We start from the raw sequence: 18,216 nt of genomic DNA, 5'->3' as shown, positions 1-18,216 counted from the left end.
CCGATCAATGAGATTGGTCTTTTTTATTTATTATCAAAATTTCATCAGAATATACATAAATGAACATATTATTGATAATAATAAATCATGTATGTATTTTAAATCGGAAAAATTTGGTATTTTTGGGCAAACAATTACAAAATGCTAAATTATAGACTAAAAAATTACCTTTTTCTTTTCGCATTATTGTTTATTTCGGCTTCTGTTTTTGCTCAACAAAGGCAGCCGCCGAAAAACAATGTGAACGAAACCAATAAAAAAGCGGGAGTATTTATCGATGTAAATGCTGCAGGATATGTACCGTCTACGTATACTCCGGAACAATTGGTGAAAAATGTTCTGATAAACGGAGGATCCACATGTTCTATTCCGAATGTATCTAATGTTACCATTACTCCGACTCAACCGGTTTCAAGTGACGATAGATTTTGGGGATATTTTCATAAAGGTACCACCAACTTTCCTTTTACAGATGGTATTGTTTTAACAACAGGGCGCGCTCGGGAAGCTGGGAACGTGGCATCTAGTGCCAGTTATACGATTCCCGGGGCGGGAATAGATGATCCGGATCTGTTGGTGGCAGTTCCTAATCCTAGTACTACTGATCATTATAATGACAATGTCATGTTGGAGTTTGATTTTGTACCCAACTCCAGCCAGATAAAATTCAATTATATTTTTGCTTCTGAAGAATATTCAGGTACTTTTCCGTGTCAATATTCAGACGCATTTGCATTATTAATAAAACCTGTTGCGGGAGGTCCTTACGTGAATTTGGCTGTTTTACCAAACAATGCGGGACCTGTTGCGATGACAAATATTCATCCTCTTATTCAGGGGGCTTTAGGTTGTCCTGCAATCAATGAGATATATTTTGGAGGATATAATACACCTACTAATATTGTAACAAATTACGATGGAAGAACTGTTCCTTTAACTGCAGTGGGAACGGTAACACCGGGAGTTGCATACCATTTTAAAATGGTTTTGTCTGATTACAGAGATTGGGGGTATGACTCTGCAGTATTTATTGAAGGCGGATCTTTTGATATCGGAATTAAATTAGTAGATGGAAATGGAGTGCAATTGCCAGCCACCTTAAATGTATGTGATAATATTCCTCAGACTTTAGTGGCTCAAGTTTCAGGGATTACTGGAGCGACTTACCAATGGTATAAAGATGGAGTATTAATACCAGGTGCAACAGCTGTAAGTTATACTGCCACTGCGCCGGGTGTTTATGAAGTAAAAGTGTCTGTTCCTGGAAATACTTGCCCGGCATCTGCTACAATTACAATAGTAGGCGGAACGAGTCCGGCAGCTCAAAATGCAACTTTAAAACTTTGTACAACTCCAACTTTAAGTACTTTTAATTTAAATGATGCTAAGCCACAAATTAGTACAACGACCGGTGCTATATTTCGTTTTTATGTAAATCAGGCGGATGCTCAGGCACAAAATAACAATTTTATTCCTAATGCGAATTTAGCTTCATATAACGGAACAGACGGTCAGATTTTGCATGTCGTGGTATCAAACGGAGGCTTTTGTAGTAAACTGGTGACTTTAACTTTGCGTAAGGAAGCGACACCAGTTGCTGAGCTTGTTGCTACAAAATTGAAAATTTGTTTAGGTGAATCTGTTACTTTAACTGCTTCAGGAGGAGTTACTTACCAATGGAATAACTTTGCAGGAACTGGTGCTGTACAGACACTATCGCCAACGCAGACGACAACTTATACCGTTTATGCAATCGGTGCTCAGGGATGTAAATCATTACAGCCTGCAACTATTAAAGTAGAAGTTGTACCGGCAATTACTTCTAATCTTTCAGGTGGATTTATTTGCGAAAGCGATAGAATGACTTTGGATGCAGGAGCCGGACCAAATTATTCATATTTATGGAGCAATGGTGCAACTACACAGACGATCGTAGCTGAAACTGCAGGAATTTACTTTGTAGATATCACTAACGGAGTTTGTACTGAAAGATTTACAACAGAAGTAAAACAGGCACTGATTCCTGAAATTATCAATGTAGATTACAGTCAAAGCGGAACATTAATTATTACTGCTTCCAATTTGGGCAGTGGTGTACTTGAGTATTCCGTAGATAATGGTGTAACTTGGCAAGGCTCTAATGTTTTTAATAATATTCCAAACAATAAAATAATCTCGATACGAGTTAGGGTAAAAACTACCACTTGTGTAGGATTCTTAGAGTATTTCACCTTTATCATGCAGAATGTAATTACTCCAAACGGGGATAATGTAAATGATATAATTGATTTCAGAGGGGTAAGTAATTATAATAAATTCCAGGCAGCAATATCAGACAGATATGGTAAAGTGGTATTTAATGCAGAAAAAACAAGACCTTTCTGGGATGGTTATTTCCAGGGTAAAAAACTACCTACAGCTTCTTACTGGTATCAGGTGACATTTGAAGATCCTGCAAGCAAGAAGCTTACCGTAAAAACCGGCTGGATTTTACTTAAGAATTTTGAATAATATTCAATGTAACATATTTTAAAAAGACCGATTTTGTCGGTCTTTTTTTTGTTTAAATTCTAAATGAAACTGAAAATCTGGTCTTTATATAATTGTGTTAAAACCAATGTAATTGTTTTTCGCTTAAATTTTAATCAAAAAAAATAGTATTTTTGTTAAAAATAGTTTAAAATGTTAAATGGTCGATTACAATATTTGCTTCTTGTTTTCATGCTTCTTGGTAATTTTACGTTTTCCCAGAGAAAAATAAGTAAAAGTACCAGTAAGCCATCTAGTCTGACGATGAAAGCAGGAGCGTTTATTGATGTCAATACAGCAAATTATGTCGAATCCTCTTATAGTATAACACAATTGGTAACAGATGTGCTTATTGCTGGCGGATCAACATGCTCTACAGCAAATGTTTCTAATGTAGTCGTTTCTCCAAATCTCTCAGCAGGTGATCAAACCAGAAGCTGGGGATTTTTTAATAAAGGAACCACCAATTTTCCTTTTGCAAAAGGTATTGTACTTACTACGGGGCAAGCCAGAAAAGCAGGTAATTCTTATATCTCATCGTTTCTTCAAGATGTTTTGCCAACGCAAGGCGACGTAGATTTAGCTACCGCATTAGCAGTATCTAATAATGTACTAAAGGACGCTAGTTATATTGAATTTGACTTTGTGCCTACAGCAACCGAAGTAACCTTCAGATATTTATTTGCAACAGAAGAATATGATAGCGACTTTCCTTGTAATATTGGGGACGGGTTTGCTTTATTATTAAAAAAAGCTGGAGATCCTACCTATACAAATTTAGCTGTATTACCCAATGGGGCAGGGCAAGTAAGTGTGAGAAATATCAGACCTTCAACAGAATTTGACGGTTCAGCTTTAGCTTGTGGCGCTTTGAATGCTTCTTATTTTGCAGGATATAATTTCAATAATATTGAAACTAATTTTAACGGACGTACAGTTCCTTTGACAGCAAAAGCAACTGTTGTACCGGGACAAACATATCATTTTAAAATGGTTTTAGCCGATTATCAAGATTCTCTTTATGATTCTGGTGTATTCTTAGAAGCAGGTTCTTTCGATATTGGTGTGCAGATTTTAGGTCCGGGAGGAGTTCAGCTTCCTGCATCAATTAACGTTTGTGATAATGCTCCACAAACTTTTACAGCTTCTACCCAAGTTCCGAATGCGACTTATGTTTGGTATCTTAATAATGTGGTTATTCCAGGCGCAACCGGAGCTTCATACACGGCTACACAACCGGGAGTTTACAAAGTTGAGGTCACCCTTCCGGGGAATTCATGTCCTGGTTCTGCTACAGTAACGATTGTTGGCGGAACTTCTCCGACGGTACAAAATGCGACATTAACAAGTTGCTACACAGCAGGCAACGCTATTTTTGATTTAACATCAGCTCAAGCGGCAATAAGCACAACTCCGGGAGCTAATTTTTCATACTATATCAATCAGGCGGATGCAAATGCAGGAAACGCCAATACAATTGCAGCTCCTACAACATTCTCTAGTGCAGGAAATCAGACCATTTATGTATTGGTAAAAAATGGTTTCTGTTCTAAAGTTGCACAACTTCAATTGGTAAAAGCTCCGCAAATTACAGCCACTATCGCAACGCCAACAGCTTTAACGTGTACGAATAGTCAAGTAACGCTTAATGCTTCAGCGTCAGTTTATCCTGCGGGATCTACATTTGCATGGACGACCACCGGAGGGAACATTGTATCAGGAGCGAATACATTAAACCCTATAGTTAACACAGCAGGTACTTATACTTTAACCATTACAAATACATACCAACCCGGTAACGTTGTTTGTACAGGTACGGCTAATGTGACTGTTGTAGGAGATAGTGCCCCGCCAACAACCACACTTACAGCAAGTAAAATTTTAATTTGTGCAGGTGAAACGGTAACACTTACTGCAGGAGGTGGTGCTACTTATACCTGGAATGGGCTTACCGGAACAGGAAATACACAAACAGTAACTCCGGCTACAACTACAACATATACCGTTACAGCAAACGGAGCAAACGGATGTACTTCTACAACGCCTGCAACAATAACGATTGAGGTTTCACAACCGATCACAGTACAGAATGCAACACTCCTGAAATGTTATCAGCAAGGAAATATTACATATGATTTAACATCAGCACAACCACAGATTACTACTGTGGGAACTGCAACTTTTGCATATTATTTACTTCAGGCAGATGCAAATGCAGGAAATGCCAATACGATTGCTGCTCCTACAACATTTCAAAGTGCAGGTAACCAGACGATCTATGTATTGGTCAAAAACGGAGGCTGTAGCTATGTAGTAACATTACAGTTGCAAACTACTGCTGTTACCAATTTAACAATAGCTGCTCCGCAAACAATTACCTGTACGGTTCCTCAGATTACACTGAATGCAACGGCATCTACAGTTCCCGCTGGTTCAACGATTTTGTGGACGACTGCAGGTGGAAATATCGTTTCAGGAGCCAATACTTTAAGCCCTGTAGTGAATGCAGTAGGTGCTTATACTTTAACGGTAACTAATATTACCCAACCAGGAAATTTAACATGTACTTTTACAGCAACCGTAAATGTTATTGAAGATAAAGTTTTACCTGTAGTCACCTTAACTTCTTCTGTTGCACAGATTTGCCCGGGTGAATCTGTAACACTTACAGCTGCAGGTGGAGTAACGTATACTTGGGCAAATTTAACAGGAACAGGCAACACACAGGTCGTTTCGCCCGCAACTACAACAGTTTATTCTGTTACTGCAACAGGCGCAAATGGATGTGTATCTGCAGCTCCGGCAACCATTACGATCATTGTGGGGCCACCAACAGCTTTCATATCAGCATCAAAAGCAAAAATCTGTGCAGGTGAGTCTGTAACATTAACGGCAAGTGGTGGTTTTACCTATAATTGGACAGGTCTTACAGGAAATGGAAATACACAAGTTGTAACTCCGACAGTTACTACCACATACGAAGTTTTTGCGTTGGGAGGAAACGGTTGCGTATCAACGATACCTGCAAAAATTACCATTGAAGTTGTTCCGGCAATAGTTTCTGCGTTAGCAGATGTATATGTTTGTGCCGGAGATCCTGCAACACTAGATGCAGGTGCAGGACCAAATTATACTTATCTATGGAGTACAGGTGCCACTACACAGACGATTACTACCAATGTTCCGGGTTCTTATTCTGTTGAGATCAGCAATGGAGTATGTTCTAAACTGTTTACTGCTCAGATTATTAATCCAGATCTTCCGCAATTTACCAATGTGGTTTACGATAAGGAAATGCTTACTATTTCGGCTACAAATCCTACTGGTGGAGTTTTGGAGTATTCTATTGATGGTGGAGTAAGTTGGCAGGTTTCAAACATATTTTATAATGTATTGAGAAACGCTAACTACAAATTAATGGTAAGAACACAGGGCGCAAAATGTGGTAATTCGCTAGAGTTTTTTACGTTCGTATTAAGCAATGCTATTACTCCAAATAATGATGGAGTGAATGATTATATTGATTTTAAAGGAATCAGCAATTACAAAAACTTTGCAGCTTCAATATTTGATAGATATGGTGCCGAATTATTCAAGGCAGATAACAAATCAAATACCATGTGGAACGGATCTTTAAAAGGTATTAATTTACCAACAGCCACGTATTGGTACCGTGTACAATGGGAAAACCCGGCAAGCAAAAAACTTGAATTAAAATCCGGATGGATTCTTCTAAAAAATAGAGATTAATCTATTAAAATAATAACAACAAAGCCTTTCTTACTTGGAAAGGCTTTGTTGTTTTATAAGGTATTATTAATTTTTAAAGTAATTCAAATTAAATCTTGGTGCGAAATTATTTAAAGCAAATGTGAATTGACTTGATAAAGATTCTCAAGCTTTGCTAAGTAAATTTATTTGCCTTTGTTTCTAAAATATAAAACTGAAATATAAATCTTTGTGTCAAAAGTTTTTCATGTTTAATGATTTTAGAACTCTTTTCACTATTCTTATCTTAATTTGATTAATCAATCAATTAATATTCTTTTCGAAATAAAGAATAATATCTTAGCAAACTTGTTTTCAAGACAAATAAATCACGGCAATTGTAAATAAACATTATTTAATTTTAATGATTGACAAAAAAAACTTATTTTAGTTATACCAAAAAATGTCAAAAATATTAATATTAAAATATAAATGGGAGTACTTGTTACCAACGAGACAGTAAAGCAACTGTTTCATATTGCACAGTCGATTGCAAGAGAAAATTACAACGCCACTTATAGCGGTCCGCATATTTTGCAGGCTTTAATGCATAAAGATATAGGCTTAAACGAGTTTCTGAAAACCATAGATAAAGATCCCGGATATTTCTACGAATGGGCAGATGTACGCATCGAAGATTATCCCAAGACGAGCCATCTTCCGGCAGAAGTTGGAGAAGGAGAGTTTGTAGATCAGATTTTGGAAGAAGCAGATGACATTCGTTTAAAGCTTGGCTTAGATGAGATTACTCCGATCTGTATTCTTACAGCGATTGTGAAACCGCAGGTTGCTTTTACGCTGCAACAGTTAAAATCACTTCCTTTAAGAGAACATGAGATTTTCAATTTATATCGAAAAGATACTCCTTTTGCTGCTTCAGATAACGGCGATATTTCATCTCTGTTTGGAGGGTCTTCAGACTTTTCAGATTCTTCTTTTCCATCCATTAAAAGCTATTGCGTAGACCGAACAGTACAAGCGAGAAATGGTGAAATAGAAAATATAATAGGAAGAGATAAAGAGCTTAGGATGTTGGTGGAAATTCTCTGCCGCAGAAGTAAGCCCAATGTAATTATCGTCGGTGAACCCGGAGTTGGTAAAACAGCTTTGGTAGAAGGTTTTGCAACAGAAATCATCAAAGGAAATGTTCCGGAAATGCTTAAAAATGCAACTTTACTTGAATTGGATACAGGAGCTTTATTGGCAGGAACTTCTTATAAAGGTGAAATTGAAGACCGTCTGAAAAAGGTAATCAACGAATGCAAAAAAATTGAAAAAGCAGTTTTATTTATTGATGAAATTCACACGCTTTTAGACCCGAAAGGCAGCATTGGAAATATCGGAAATATCCTTAAACCAGAATTGGCAAGAGGTGAAATTACCGTAATCGGAGCGACCACTCAGGAAGAATATAGAAAAATTATAGAACCTGAACAGGCTTTTAACCGTCGTTTTGAAGTTTTAACAGTTCTTGAGCCGGACGAAAAAACTTGTGTGAAAATGATCGATGTTTTGCTGGATGGCTATAAAAAACATCACGGTATTGAAGTTGAAAAGAATGCAATTCCCGAATGTGTACGTTTGGCAAAACGTTACGCAAAAGGTAAAAAACTTCCCGATGCAGCGATTGATCTTTTAGATCGGACAATGGCGGCAATAAAAATGCTCGACGAACTTTCAGAAAAAGAATTGGAAAGCTGGAAAGAAATCTATGAAAATATTTTGACAGAAGAATATTTTGATGAAAAAGATAAGGCAGACGAATTGATTTGGAATTACAATTTATTACGAGATAAAATCAGTCCTATTTTGTGGGGTTCTCTAAGTGAACAACCGCAAATCGACAATTCGATGCCGACAGAATCAATTCAAAAAATAATAGAAGAAACATATGCCGAACTTTTACAACATGCGGCTATAAAAAGAGAAAAAGTAGACCGTTTGGAATTGGCGGCGGTAATGGCTGCGAAAACGAATATTCCGATTGGGAAAATTCAGGCTCAGGAAAAAGAAAAGCTTCTGAATATGGAAGGTCTTCTGATGAACAGGGTCGTTGGTCAGGATCACGCTTTGAAAATTCTTTCGGACGCTATTGTAGAAAACCGAAGTGGATTAAACAAGCCTGGACAACCCATTGGATCATTTTTTCTTTTAGGCCCAACCGGAACCGGAAAAACAGAATTGGCAAAATCGATGGCAGAATTGCTTTTCAATGACGAAAAAGCAATGGTGCGTTTTGATATGTCGGAATTTAAAGAAGAACATTCAGCAGCGCTTTTATACGGCGCACCTCCAGGTTATGTGGGTTATGAGGAAGGTGGAATGTTGGTGAATAAAATCAGACAACAACCTTATACCGTAGTTTTATTTGATGAAATTGAAAAAGCGCATCATTCAGTTTTTGATGTGTTTTTACAGATTATGGACGAAGGAAAAGTTCATGACAAGCTTGGAAAAGAAGGAGATTTCAGCAACGCTTTGATTTTGTTTACTTCAAATATCGGAAGTGAAGAAATTGTAAAACAGTTTGAAGAAGGAAAAGTTCCCGAATCGAATTCATTGATGCAGATTATGTCGAATTCTGGAAAATTCAGACCCGAATTTTTGGCTAGAATTACAGAAATTATTCCGTTTGCACCGATTACAGAATCTATTGCAGAAAGAATCTTTAATATTCAGCTGAAATCACTTCATAACTCATTAACAAGACTGGGAATGAGCTTGAAAATTAGCGATGAAGCGGTAAAGAACTTAGCCTTAAACGGATTCAGCAGTAAATATGGAGCAAGACAGATTTCCGGAGTAATCAGATCGCAACTGGCAAGACCAATTTCGAAAATGATAGTAAGAGAAGAAGTGAAATCCGGGCAAAATCTTTCGGTAGAATGGAATAACGAAGAAGAAAAAATCAGCTGGAAAGTAGATTAATTGTTGCTCAATCGGAAATGAAGTTTTGAAAAAACGTCTTTGCGATTGAGTAGCTTTACCCAAATAAAATGAAAACGAATCTCAAGAAAATTATAGTATCGGCAATATTCCTGAGCTGTTCACATTTTGTGAATGCGCAGTTTCTTGCTGCTTCAGACACTTCTGAAAGCAGTGTAAGAAAATACAAGAATATCATAGAAGCCAACAAGGAAATTGTGACATTTATCGAATTTTCTATGGTTGAGAAAGGGTTGCCAAAGCATTTGAGAAATTTAGCTTTAATAGAATCTCATTTTAACCGAAATATTACTTCACATGCAGGAGCTGTAGGAGTTTGGCAGTTTATGACCGCTCATGCCAATCAATATGGATTAACAGAAGACCGCCGAAATGATTTATACAGAAGTACAAAAACAGCTGCGGTTTCGCTGAAAAATCTGTATAAAAAATATAACAATTGGGTAACCGTTGTTGCTGCTTATAATTGTGGAGAAGGAAATATTGCCAAAGCGATGCAGGCTGCAAACTCTACACAATACCATGTTTTTTCTAAATATTTGCCTGCGGAAACCATTAATCATGTGAAGAAATACTTGAATGCATGTTATGCAACAGGAGAATTAAACTCGGTTTTGGCAAATTATAATGATTCCAGAACGATTCATCTTTTAAATAATAGGGCGACAAACTCTCAGGAAGTTGCTTTGTCGGAAACCGAAATTAATGCAGGATTTAAGTTGGGGGTAATTGCAGAAGAATTAAAAATTAATATGAATGATCTTCTGGGTTGGAATCCTGAAATTGTAAGCACATTAGAGAATGATGGAGAAAGCAAACTCTTTCTTCCTACAGATTTGATGCCCGATTTCTTAATGAAAAAAAATGCAATTCTTTCTAAATCGATACGCACAAAATAATTTAAAATAAAAAATCCGAAGAGTAATACTTCGGATTTTGTTTTATAGGACTTAAACAGATTCTATTTCAATTTCTTTTGTTTCATTATTCCGCTCAATAACAATTTTCATTTTCGAACCGAAAAATTTTCTTAGAAAAGAGTACATTTCACAATTGTTTGTTGGAGGTGTTTCACCATTAATACTTATCAAAGTGTCACCTGGAACCAAATTTTCGACTTTTGCAGAAAGTCTTGTTATCATACTTTTTTCTTTCTCGACATTATAACCGACAGAAAAACCTATATTATATAGAGCATTATCATTAATGCTTTCAGTATTCTGATTTACCTGTTTTATAAAAAGTTTGTGATTTTTTAAATCTAAATAGGAAATAAACTGTTTGCTAAAATCAAATCCCATATTATTAAAATCATTTTTTGATGTTTCAAAAACCTGATTTTTTACAGTGAGGTTTCCGACCTCTAGTGGAGAATTGTAAACTTTGTAATGTATATCTTCATCATTATTAACGCCATGTATTCCAATGCTACTTCCTTTACTTTTATAGGAAATGTGTTGTGCTGTTTTGATATAGTTCTCAAGCTTATAATTTGTTGTACTTATTCCGTAAGCGCTTCCTGTATCAAAAAGAGCGTATCTTGTCTCTCCTCCAATCTTTATGGGAACCGCCGGACTTTTTTTTTGAAGTTTTATTTTGGTAAAACCCTTCAATTGACTTTCATTAAAATCCGAGTGATGATGAAAAATAATTTTTTTACTGTCAGGATTTATTTCCACAATATAATTTTCCATGACATCACGTCCGATAATTCCACTTATCTTTAAGTTCGTGCAACTCATTTTTGAGAATAAACTTAAATCTGTATAAATAACTTCTTGGTTAAGGTAGTTTTGATTTAAAAAATTAAAAGAAAAATTCACTGCATTCATCGATTTCCTTTCACTCCCAATTCCACCTATATTTTCAATCTTTTTTGAGATTGGAAGATTAGGAAAAACCTCAGAATTTATACATGTTTTATATGCTCCGGTATCAAAAACGAATTGATGATTTTTACCTTCTACCCATACATGAACAATAGGAAATCCATCTATAATTTCAAACGGTACTGATAACTCCTGAGCTTGGTTTTTCGTAAAAGATAGAAATAGAATAAAGAATAAGAAAAGTTTGTACATGGTAGATTAAAAATATTTAATATTAAAAATAATGTTTTTTGTCCCTTTATGAAATTTATCTCTTTCTAAAGATATAAAAAAATGTCGAAAATGCTTTAAATACAAAAGATTGACGTATATAAAACCTCATTATGCAAAACTTAAAAGACCGAAACTCATCAAGTTTCGGTCTTTTTTAAAATATCAATATCTAAATTTATGAAAATTATTTTTAAGGATTTGAAATGATCAATGTAGATGGAATATCCGACAACCAAAGGCTTTTAGAATCGATCAAACCTCGCCAGCTTTTTTTGCTGATTAACATTAAATCTTGGGCCTGTAAAAACTCCTTTTCAATCTGTTTTTCGTTATATAAAGTGATGTGATTGGGTGCAACCTGTTCGATGCTTCTGATGAGTTCTTTCACTTCGATATTGTTTCTGATTTGCCCCGCAACATCGAGAATAATGATTTGGGAGTTGTTATTGTTAATCAGTCTTTTTGCATATTCAAGTAAATAAAAATCACTTAAATTAAAGATAGGGATAAATACTCTGTCTGCCGAATTAAAATCTCTGTCTACCAAAACTCCAACTGGGATATTTGTATTATCGAGAATCTGCAGTGTAGAATCATCGAATGGCGAATTGTTGAAAATATTACTTTTCCCTTTTACAGTGTTCAATAGTTTTTCAGGATTGATAATTTTGGTGGTGAAACCTAAAAGTCTTCCGAGTAAACTTCCTTCATACATCGATTTTCCGAGCATAATCAAAAGAAGGTCGTAATTTCCTTTGTTTGAAATATTCGTCAGATCATTTTCAATATCGGTGGAAGCTTTGAAAAGGGTAGCGACTTCAAGCTGAAGTTCCTGGGAAGTTTCAATCACATTTTTAAACTGTTCTTTCTCAAAATTATCAATATCAAAAGCATGCAATTCATCTACAGGAGCAATATTCATGGCGGTTACGCTTTTGTTGCCATTCATTTTATGCGTAAGATTATCGGCAAGTTTCAGTAATGTACTTCCTGATTCCGGAGTTTCAAAAGATAAAAGGACTCTGTATTTTGCATCGTTTTCATCATGTTCTTCCTCTTCCAGTGATGATTTTTTTCCTTTAAAGAAATAATTGATCATATCAAGACAAGGCCCGGTCATAAATGTGGTGAATAATGCCATGATGACCAACATTGTAAATAATTCGGGACCTAAAACTCCAAGATCGTAACCGATATTTAAAACAATTAATTCTGTTAAACCTCTCGTATTCATCAACGCGCCAATGGTAAGACTGTCTTTCCAGTTTAGTTTTAAAAATTTAGCAGTTAATGCACTTCCCACAAATTTCCCGATTACGGCGGTAAGAATAATAAATCCGCCTATTTTCCAAAGATGTGGGTCATTTAGTAACCCGATTTGTGTTCTTAAACCAGTAAATACAAAGAAAAGAGGAAGCAATAATACCAAGGCAACATCTTCTATTTTTTCGATGAAAAGATTTCTGAATTTTACGTTTTCAGGCATGATTGCTCCAGCCATGAAAGCTCCGAATAATGCATGAATTCCGATAACTTCTGTGGCATAAGATGAGATAATTAAGATTAAGAAAAATACGGCAACCAATGCTTTGCTGATAAAACCTTTTCCTTTCTGAGATTCTGCAATTCTGTGTAAGAATGGTCTTACCGCTTTAATCATAATAAAAACATAAACGATTGCCATGATAATTACGAAGATAGATCCCGAGAAAGATCCTGCTTTTACCACTGCAATTACGGCTGCCAAAATACACCATGCTGTAATATCATCGGCTGCAGCACAGGTAATAACGACGGTTCCGATTTTGGTTTTGTGTAAATTTCTTTCCTGTACAATTCTAGCGAGAACCGGAAATGCAGTGATACTCATTGCAATCGCTATAAATAAAGCAAAGGAACTGAACTGAATTCCTTCCGGAGCAAATTCTTTATAAATAAAATAAGACAGCCCAACTCCCAACGCAAAAGGGATAATGATACTTGCGTGACTAATCACGACTGCATCGTGCGCTTTTTTTCTTAAAACACTTAGATCAAGCTCCATTCCGACAATATACATGAAGAGAATCAAACCAATCTGGCTTAAAAACTGTAAGTTTCCTAATGATTCTGTCGGGAAAATAAATGCTGAAAGCTCAGGAAAATACAATCCGAAAAGTGATGGCCCTAAAACAATTCCGGCAATCATTTCTCCGATTACGGAAGGCTGTTTTAGTTTCATACAAATCCAGCCGAATAATTTTGCCACCAAAATAATGGTAACAATCTGAGCCAGTAAAAGTGCTAAAGGATGATGAAGATTTGATAAAAAAGAATCAGTGAAATTTTCCCACATCGTAGCTCCTGTGGCTTTGCTTGGAGGAATATTTTCTCCTATTTCGAGGGTTTTTCCTTCCACAAAAAACCAGTACATCAATGTCGAGAAAAATATAATCGTTGCTACATAAAAAATGATATTTCTATATTTCCCCATAATCATTAGTCATTTATTTGAGTGTAAATTTCTAAAGAATAAACGGATGTAAAAACTTGTTTTTTTTGAAATGTAACGAATACGCAGAATAATGTAATGAAAAGAATAAAGATGTAATTTAAACCTGATTAAAATCCATCCCATTTAGAAAATAAAAAGGATGGGATGGATTGTGTAAGGTTTTTACTATTTTAATTCAAAATAAGCCAGATTGACGCCGTCGTTTTCAAAAATAATTCTGATTTTATTTTCTCCTTTTTTAAGGTTGATGCCCTTTTTGGAAACAGTTTTCCAATTTTCAGTTCCGCCTGTTGCATCTAAAGAAATTGTTGATAATAGTTTTCCTGTTGCATCTTCAATTCTGATTTTTGCATTGCTACTGCTGGCATATTTTAGGTCTAAAGAATATACTTTATCGGTTTTGGAATTGATTGTGTACTGAAGCCATTCTCCTGACTCAGTTTTACCGACGTAATATTGATTATCTTTTGTTTTATAAATATCAACACCATCATTTCTAAGCTGATTTCCCGAATTCCATTCTGATCTTTTTGCCGGATCACTCACCCAAAGATTGATAAAATCTTTATCTGAATAAGCAGATCCCATTTTTCCAAGATCATAGTCCGTTGCAAATATTTTTCCGGGAGCCTGATGATTTTTGAATGGCTTCGTAGAATCATCAATTGTCTGTCTGAACATCGCATCGATTACATCTTTTTTAATCTCGGTATTGCTAAATTTATAGTTGTCTGCAATTTTCATTAAAGCTTTCTCTGCAAATTCTTTCGAAGGTTTCTCACCGCCATTTTTCCAGTAATCTAATAGTTTTTGATATTCCGGAGTGATTTTTACATTGTTGATTCCTGCAATATTATCAATTTTTTTCATGGGCCAAAATGCATAACCGATGTTGTGTTTATCCAGTAACTGAATCAGTTCCGTAAACCAGACATTAGAATTTTCACCAGTTTCTCCCAACCAAATAGGAATATTATATTTTTCCCTTAGATCTAAAATAAACTTTAACGTTGCATCATCATTATAATTCCAGTATTTATGAAAACTAAAAACGAGATTGTCGTCCCAAAGCGGTGTTAAACCATTGTAATTATTTCCCCAACCGTTTCCTTCAAGAAAAATAATATGTTTTTTGTCAACGGTACGAATGGCTTCGGTGATTTCTTTTTGAAGCTTCCAAAGGGGAGCATTTGACATTTCATCTGTTCCGTTCTGATTTTTCCCTGTGAAATTAATATTCGGTTCGTTAATCAAATCATATCCGCCGATCCAGGGTTCATCTTTATATCTTTCTGCTAATTTTTTCCAAAGTGCAATTGTTTTTTTCTGATTTTCCTCACTTTCCCAAAGAGAAGGTTTCGATTTGTCATTATCAGAAATATTCACGTCATTTCCTTGTCCGCCCGGAGCTGCATGAAGATCAAGAATTAAATAAATTTTATTGTCTTTACACCATTTCAAAAGATCATCGGTCATTGTAAAACCTTCTTCCAGCCAGGTATTTTGTCCTTTTATCTTTTCTTTTTCGATAGGCAAAGTGTAAAGATTATAATGCATTGGAAGACGTATCGAGTTAAACCCTGACTTTGCTAAAAAATCAATATCCTGTTTTGTAATTCCGTTTTTTAAATAGGCTTTATAGAAATTTTCCATTCCATCCTTACCGATCAGTTCTGCAATTTTTTCTTTGATCTTATATTGTGGTCCTGCAAAATCTGCAGTTTTCAGCATATAACCTTCCTGCAGCATCCATCCTCCTAAACCTAAGCCTCGAAGTTGAACATTTTCTCCTTTATCATTAATTATTTTCTGTCCTTGTGTTTTTAACAACTGTGATGTCCCAAATTGAGACAATAAAAAAGCAGATAATAGAATGGCTCGTTTCATAATGGTTATTTTAAATATTAGGGAAAATTTTTAGAATTTTGAATTTAACAAATATATTTAAAAATGTTGAAAATAATCGCATCTAGAAATAAGATTAATTAAAAACAAAAACGGAATTAAGTAATTCCGTTTTAATTATTCTTTATTGTTGCTTTCAACCGCAGACTATCAAAAAACTGATGGCCAAATTTGGCATTTAAATTATTATTCATCATTTGTATGTAACAATGCTCATTATTAAGATCGGTACTTGATAGCGGTATAAAACCTTCGGGTACTATTGTGTCGAGAGTTATGTTGTTTTCTTGCAATAGACGGCTGTAAAGCTTTCTGTCAAAATCATTTGATTGTAGATAATCAAAATATATAAATTTATTATTGTTAAAATCATTTTTAGCTTTTTTATGCTGTTGTTCACAGGATAGATATACTTCTTGTTTTTTATTACAAGAAATAGTCAATGCAAATAAGGCGAAGAAAAAACCTAATCTCATTTAACTAATCAATTCCATTATTTTTAAAGCCACTTTCAACGCTTCAGTTCCATCTTCCAGAGAAACTTCTACATTTTTATCTTCTAAAATGGCATCAGCAAAAGAATTTAATTCATCCAAAATCGCATTATTTGCCTGAATATTTGGGTATTCAAACAAAATCTGATTTTTTTCACCTTCCGCATTTTCAATAATCATATCAAAAGGAGTAGGATTTTCTGGCGCATCTTTCATTCTGATAACCTCAGCTTTTTTCTCTAAGAAATCAACAGAAATATAAGCGTCTTTCTGGAAAAAACGACTCTTTCTCATCGCCTTCATCGAAATTCTGGAAGTCGTCAAATTGGCAACACAGCCATTTTCAAACTCAATTCTTGCATTAGTAATATCCGGAGTTTTACTTACCACACAAACGCCGCTTGCATGAATGTTTTTTACTTTCGACTTTACCACACTCAACAAAATATCAAGATCGTGAATCATCAAATCTAAAACTACAGAAACATCAGTTCCACGTGGATTAAATTCTGCTAAACGGTGAATCTCAATAAACATCGGATTTTGAATGTAATCTTTTGCTCCAATAAATGCAGGATTATATCTTTCAACGTGACCAACCTGTGCTTTGATGCCGTTTTCTCGACATTTTGAAAGGATATCTTCAGCCTGTTCAAGCGTTTGAGTTACCGGTTTTTCGATGAAAAAATGAAGCCCTTTTTCGATAGCTTTCAGAGCATAATCATAATGATACAATGTTGGTGTTACAATATCCAACATTTCAATCTGATCTAATAATTCATCAAAATTTTCAAAATATTTGTATCCGAATTCAGCTTCCAGCTTTCTTCCGTTTTCTATATCTTTATCGTGGAAACCTACGAAATCGTATTTGTCAGATTGATTAAGAAGTCTTAAATGTATCTTTCCTAAATGTCCTGCGCCTACCAAACCTGCTTTTAACATAGCGTTGTAATTTTTGTAAAGATAATAATTTTAGGTGTTCGGAAATAGATGATAGGTTTTAGGTTGATACGTATTGATTGTTTTTTTACTTTTGTAGCTACACTATCTAATAACTGTTGATGATGCACGATTCGTTTGTACATAAAGGGAAAAGGAAAAATTTGGTTGAATATCTCAGACACAAGATTGGGATATCGGATGAAAATGTACTTTCTGCAATAAATGAAGTACCGAGACATCTTTTTATTGAAAGCATTTTTGAAGATTTTGCGTATGAAGACCGTGCTTTTCCGATATTGGCGCATCAGACGATTTCTCATCCTTCAACGGTGGCAGAGCAGTCTGAACTTTTGCAAGTGAAGGCAGGAGAAAAAGTGCTTGAAATAGGAACGGGTTGTGGTTACCAAACTGCAGTTTTATTGGCAATGAAAGCTTTAGTTTATACCGTTGAAAGACAAAAAGACCTTTTTGATTTTTCTAAAAAGAAGCTGCGTGAAATGCATCTTTATCCAAAGTTTCAAAGCTTTGGAGATGGCTTTGCCGGACTTCCTACTTTTGCGCCGTTTGATAAAATTATAGTGACTTGCGGAGCATCTGTTTTACCGACAGAATTATTAAAACAACTAAAAGTGGGTGGGAAAATGGTTATTCCTTTGGGTCCGACCGACCAACAGGTTTTATACCGATTCACTAAAATTTCTCCTACAGAAATTGAAAAGGAAGAATTCGGAGCTTACAAATTTGTTCCGATGTTGAATAATACAAATCAGTAGGCTGAAGATTAGTTCCCATAACCTGCAGATATACTATGAGCCAAGAAAAAAAGAATGCAATAAAATCAATAGTATTTTATTTAATCGCAATATTGATAATAGTTTTAATAAATGTTTCTGGGAAATTTAAATCTGGGCCATGTACGCCAAACTTAGATGTTTTATCGGTTTTCATTTTAGCTATACTAAACGTTATTTTATTAATCATTAATGGAATAAAAGCATTTATAATGAAAAAAGAAACGAAACTTTCAACAATT

Annotated in this window: 10 protein-coding genes; 5 read left to right on the top strand and 5 right to left on the bottom strand. The window is 35.1% G+C overall.

The window, feature by feature from the left end; all coding sequences use genetic code 11:
• Window positions 1-141 precede the first annotated feature (141 nt).
• The 4 genes from EG358_RS15360 (at window position 142) to EG358_RS15345 (ending at window position 10,142) form a co-directional block, all read left to right on the top strand.
• A complete protein-coding gene (locus EG358_RS15360) occupies window positions 142-2,511 on the top strand; it encodes a choice-of-anchor L domain-containing protein (protein WP_115596383.1) in 2,370 nt (789 codons plus the stop codon).
• 171 nt (window positions 2,512-2,682) lie between these two features.
• Complete coding sequence (locus EG358_RS15355) at window positions 2,683-6,279, top strand: choice-of-anchor L domain-containing protein (protein ID WP_076560663.1); 3,597 nt, start codon at window positions 2,683-2,685, stop codon at window positions 6,277-6,279.
• A 450-nt stretch (window positions 6,280-6,729) separates the two neighbouring features.
• Window positions 6,730-9,225, top strand: a complete 2,496-nt coding sequence (locus EG358_RS15350) for an ATP-dependent Clp protease ATP-binding subunit (protein WP_076560665.1) — start codon at window positions 6,730-6,732, stop codon at window positions 9,223-9,225.
• Between the two features lie 68 nt (window positions 9,226-9,293).
• Window positions 9,294-10,142 (top strand): lytic transglycosylase domain-containing protein, encoded by an 849-nt coding sequence (locus tag EG358_RS15345; protein ID WP_076560667.1) that lies wholly within the window; start codon window positions 9,294-9,296, stop codon window positions 10,140-10,142.
• Window positions 10,143-10,193: 51 nt separating this feature from the next.
• Here the strand turns inward: EG358_RS15345 and EG358_RS15340 are convergent, their stop codons facing one another.
• From EG358_RS15340 to EG358_RS15320, 5 genes are all read right to left on the bottom strand, one after another.
• Window positions 10,194-11,324 carry a pepsin/retropepsin-like aspartic protease family protein gene (locus EG358_RS15340; RefSeq protein WP_076560669.1) on the bottom strand — a complete coding sequence of 377 codons (1,131 nt, stop codon included), beginning with the start codon at window positions 11,322-11,324 and terminating at the stop codon, window positions 10,194-10,196.
• A 211-nt stretch (window positions 11,325-11,535) separates the two neighbouring features.
• The gene (locus EG358_RS15335) at window positions 11,536-13,818 is read right to left on the bottom strand and encodes a cation:proton antiporter (RefSeq protein WP_076560927.1); all 2,283 of its coding nucleotides are present in this window, start codon (window positions 13,816-13,818) and stop codon (window positions 11,536-11,538) included.
• Window positions 13,819-14,004: 186 nt separating this feature from the next.
• Complete coding sequence (locus EG358_RS15330; protein WP_076560671.1) at window positions 14,005-15,726, bottom strand: cellulase family glycosylhydrolase; 1,722 nt, start codon at window positions 15,724-15,726, stop codon at window positions 14,005-14,007.
• A gap of 131 nt (window positions 15,727-15,857) precedes the next feature.
• Window positions 15,858-16,220 carry a hypothetical protein gene (locus EG358_RS15325; protein WP_076560673.1) on the bottom strand — a complete coding sequence of 121 codons (363 nt, stop codon included), beginning with the start codon at window positions 16,218-16,220 and terminating at the stop codon, window positions 15,858-15,860.
• Entirely contained in the window at window positions 16,221-17,183 is a 963-nt protein-coding gene (locus tag EG358_RS15320; protein WP_076560675.1) for a Gfo/Idh/MocA family protein, read from the bottom strand. It abuts the gene before it with no gap.
• A 122-nt stretch (window positions 17,184-17,305) separates the two neighbouring features.
• Between EG358_RS15320 and EG358_RS15315 the strand changes: the two genes are divergently transcribed.
• Window positions 17,306-17,956 (top strand): protein-L-isoaspartate(D-aspartate) O-methyltransferase, encoded by a 651-nt coding sequence (locus EG358_RS15315; RefSeq protein WP_076560929.1) that lies wholly within the window; start codon window positions 17,306-17,308, stop codon window positions 17,954-17,956.
• Window positions 17,957-18,216 lie beyond the last annotated feature (260 nt).

The organism is Chryseobacterium indoltheticum (genome assembly GCF_003815915.1).
Classification (GTDB): Bacteria; Bacteroidota; Bacteroidia; order Flavobacteriales; family Weeksellaceae; genus Chryseobacterium; species Chryseobacterium indoltheticum.
The sequence above is the reverse complement of the archived record's forward strand: the minus strand, read 5'-3'. Positions and strand labels throughout refer to the sequence as shown.

What these genes read in the sequence shown, in the direction of transcription:
- EG358_RS15340 (WP_076560669.1), bottom strand. Translation starts at nt 11,324, where the DNA reads ATGTACAAACTTTTCTTATTCTTTATTCTATTTCTATCTTTTACGAAA.
- EG358_RS15320 (WP_076560675.1), bottom strand. Translation starts at nt 17,183, where the DNA reads ATGTTAAAAGCAGGTTTGGTAGGCGCAGGACATTTAGGAAAGATACAT.
- EG358_RS15360 (WP_115596383.1), top strand. Translation starts at nt 142, where the DNA reads ATGCTAAATTATAGACTAAAAAATTACCTTTTTCTTTTCGCATTATTG.
- EG358_RS15350 (WP_076560665.1), top strand. Translation starts at nt 6,730, where the DNA reads ATGGGAGTACTTGTTACCAACGAGACAGTAAAGCAACTGTTTCATATT.
- EG358_RS15325 (WP_076560673.1), bottom strand. Translation starts at nt 16,220, where the DNA reads ATGAGATTAGGTTTTTTCTTCGCCTTATTTGCATTGACTATTTCTTGT.
- EG358_RS15315 (WP_076560929.1), top strand. Translation starts at nt 17,306, where the DNA reads ATGCACGATTCGTTTGTACATAAAGGGAAAAGGAAAAATTTGGTTGAA.
- EG358_RS15345 (WP_076560667.1), top strand. Translation starts at nt 9,294, where the DNA reads ATGAAAACGAATCTCAAGAAAATTATAGTATCGGCAATATTCCTGAGC.
- EG358_RS15335 (WP_076560927.1), bottom strand. Translation starts at nt 13,818, where the DNA reads ATGGGGAAATATAGAAATATCATTTTTTATGTAGCAACGATTATATTT.
- EG358_RS15330 (WP_076560671.1), bottom strand. Translation starts at nt 15,726, where the DNA reads ATGAAACGAGCCATTCTATTATCTGCTTTTTTATTGTCTCAATTTGGG.
- EG358_RS15355 (WP_076560663.1), top strand. Translation starts at nt 2,683, where the DNA reads ATGTTAAATGGTCGATTACAATATTTGCTTCTTGTTTTCATGCTTCTT.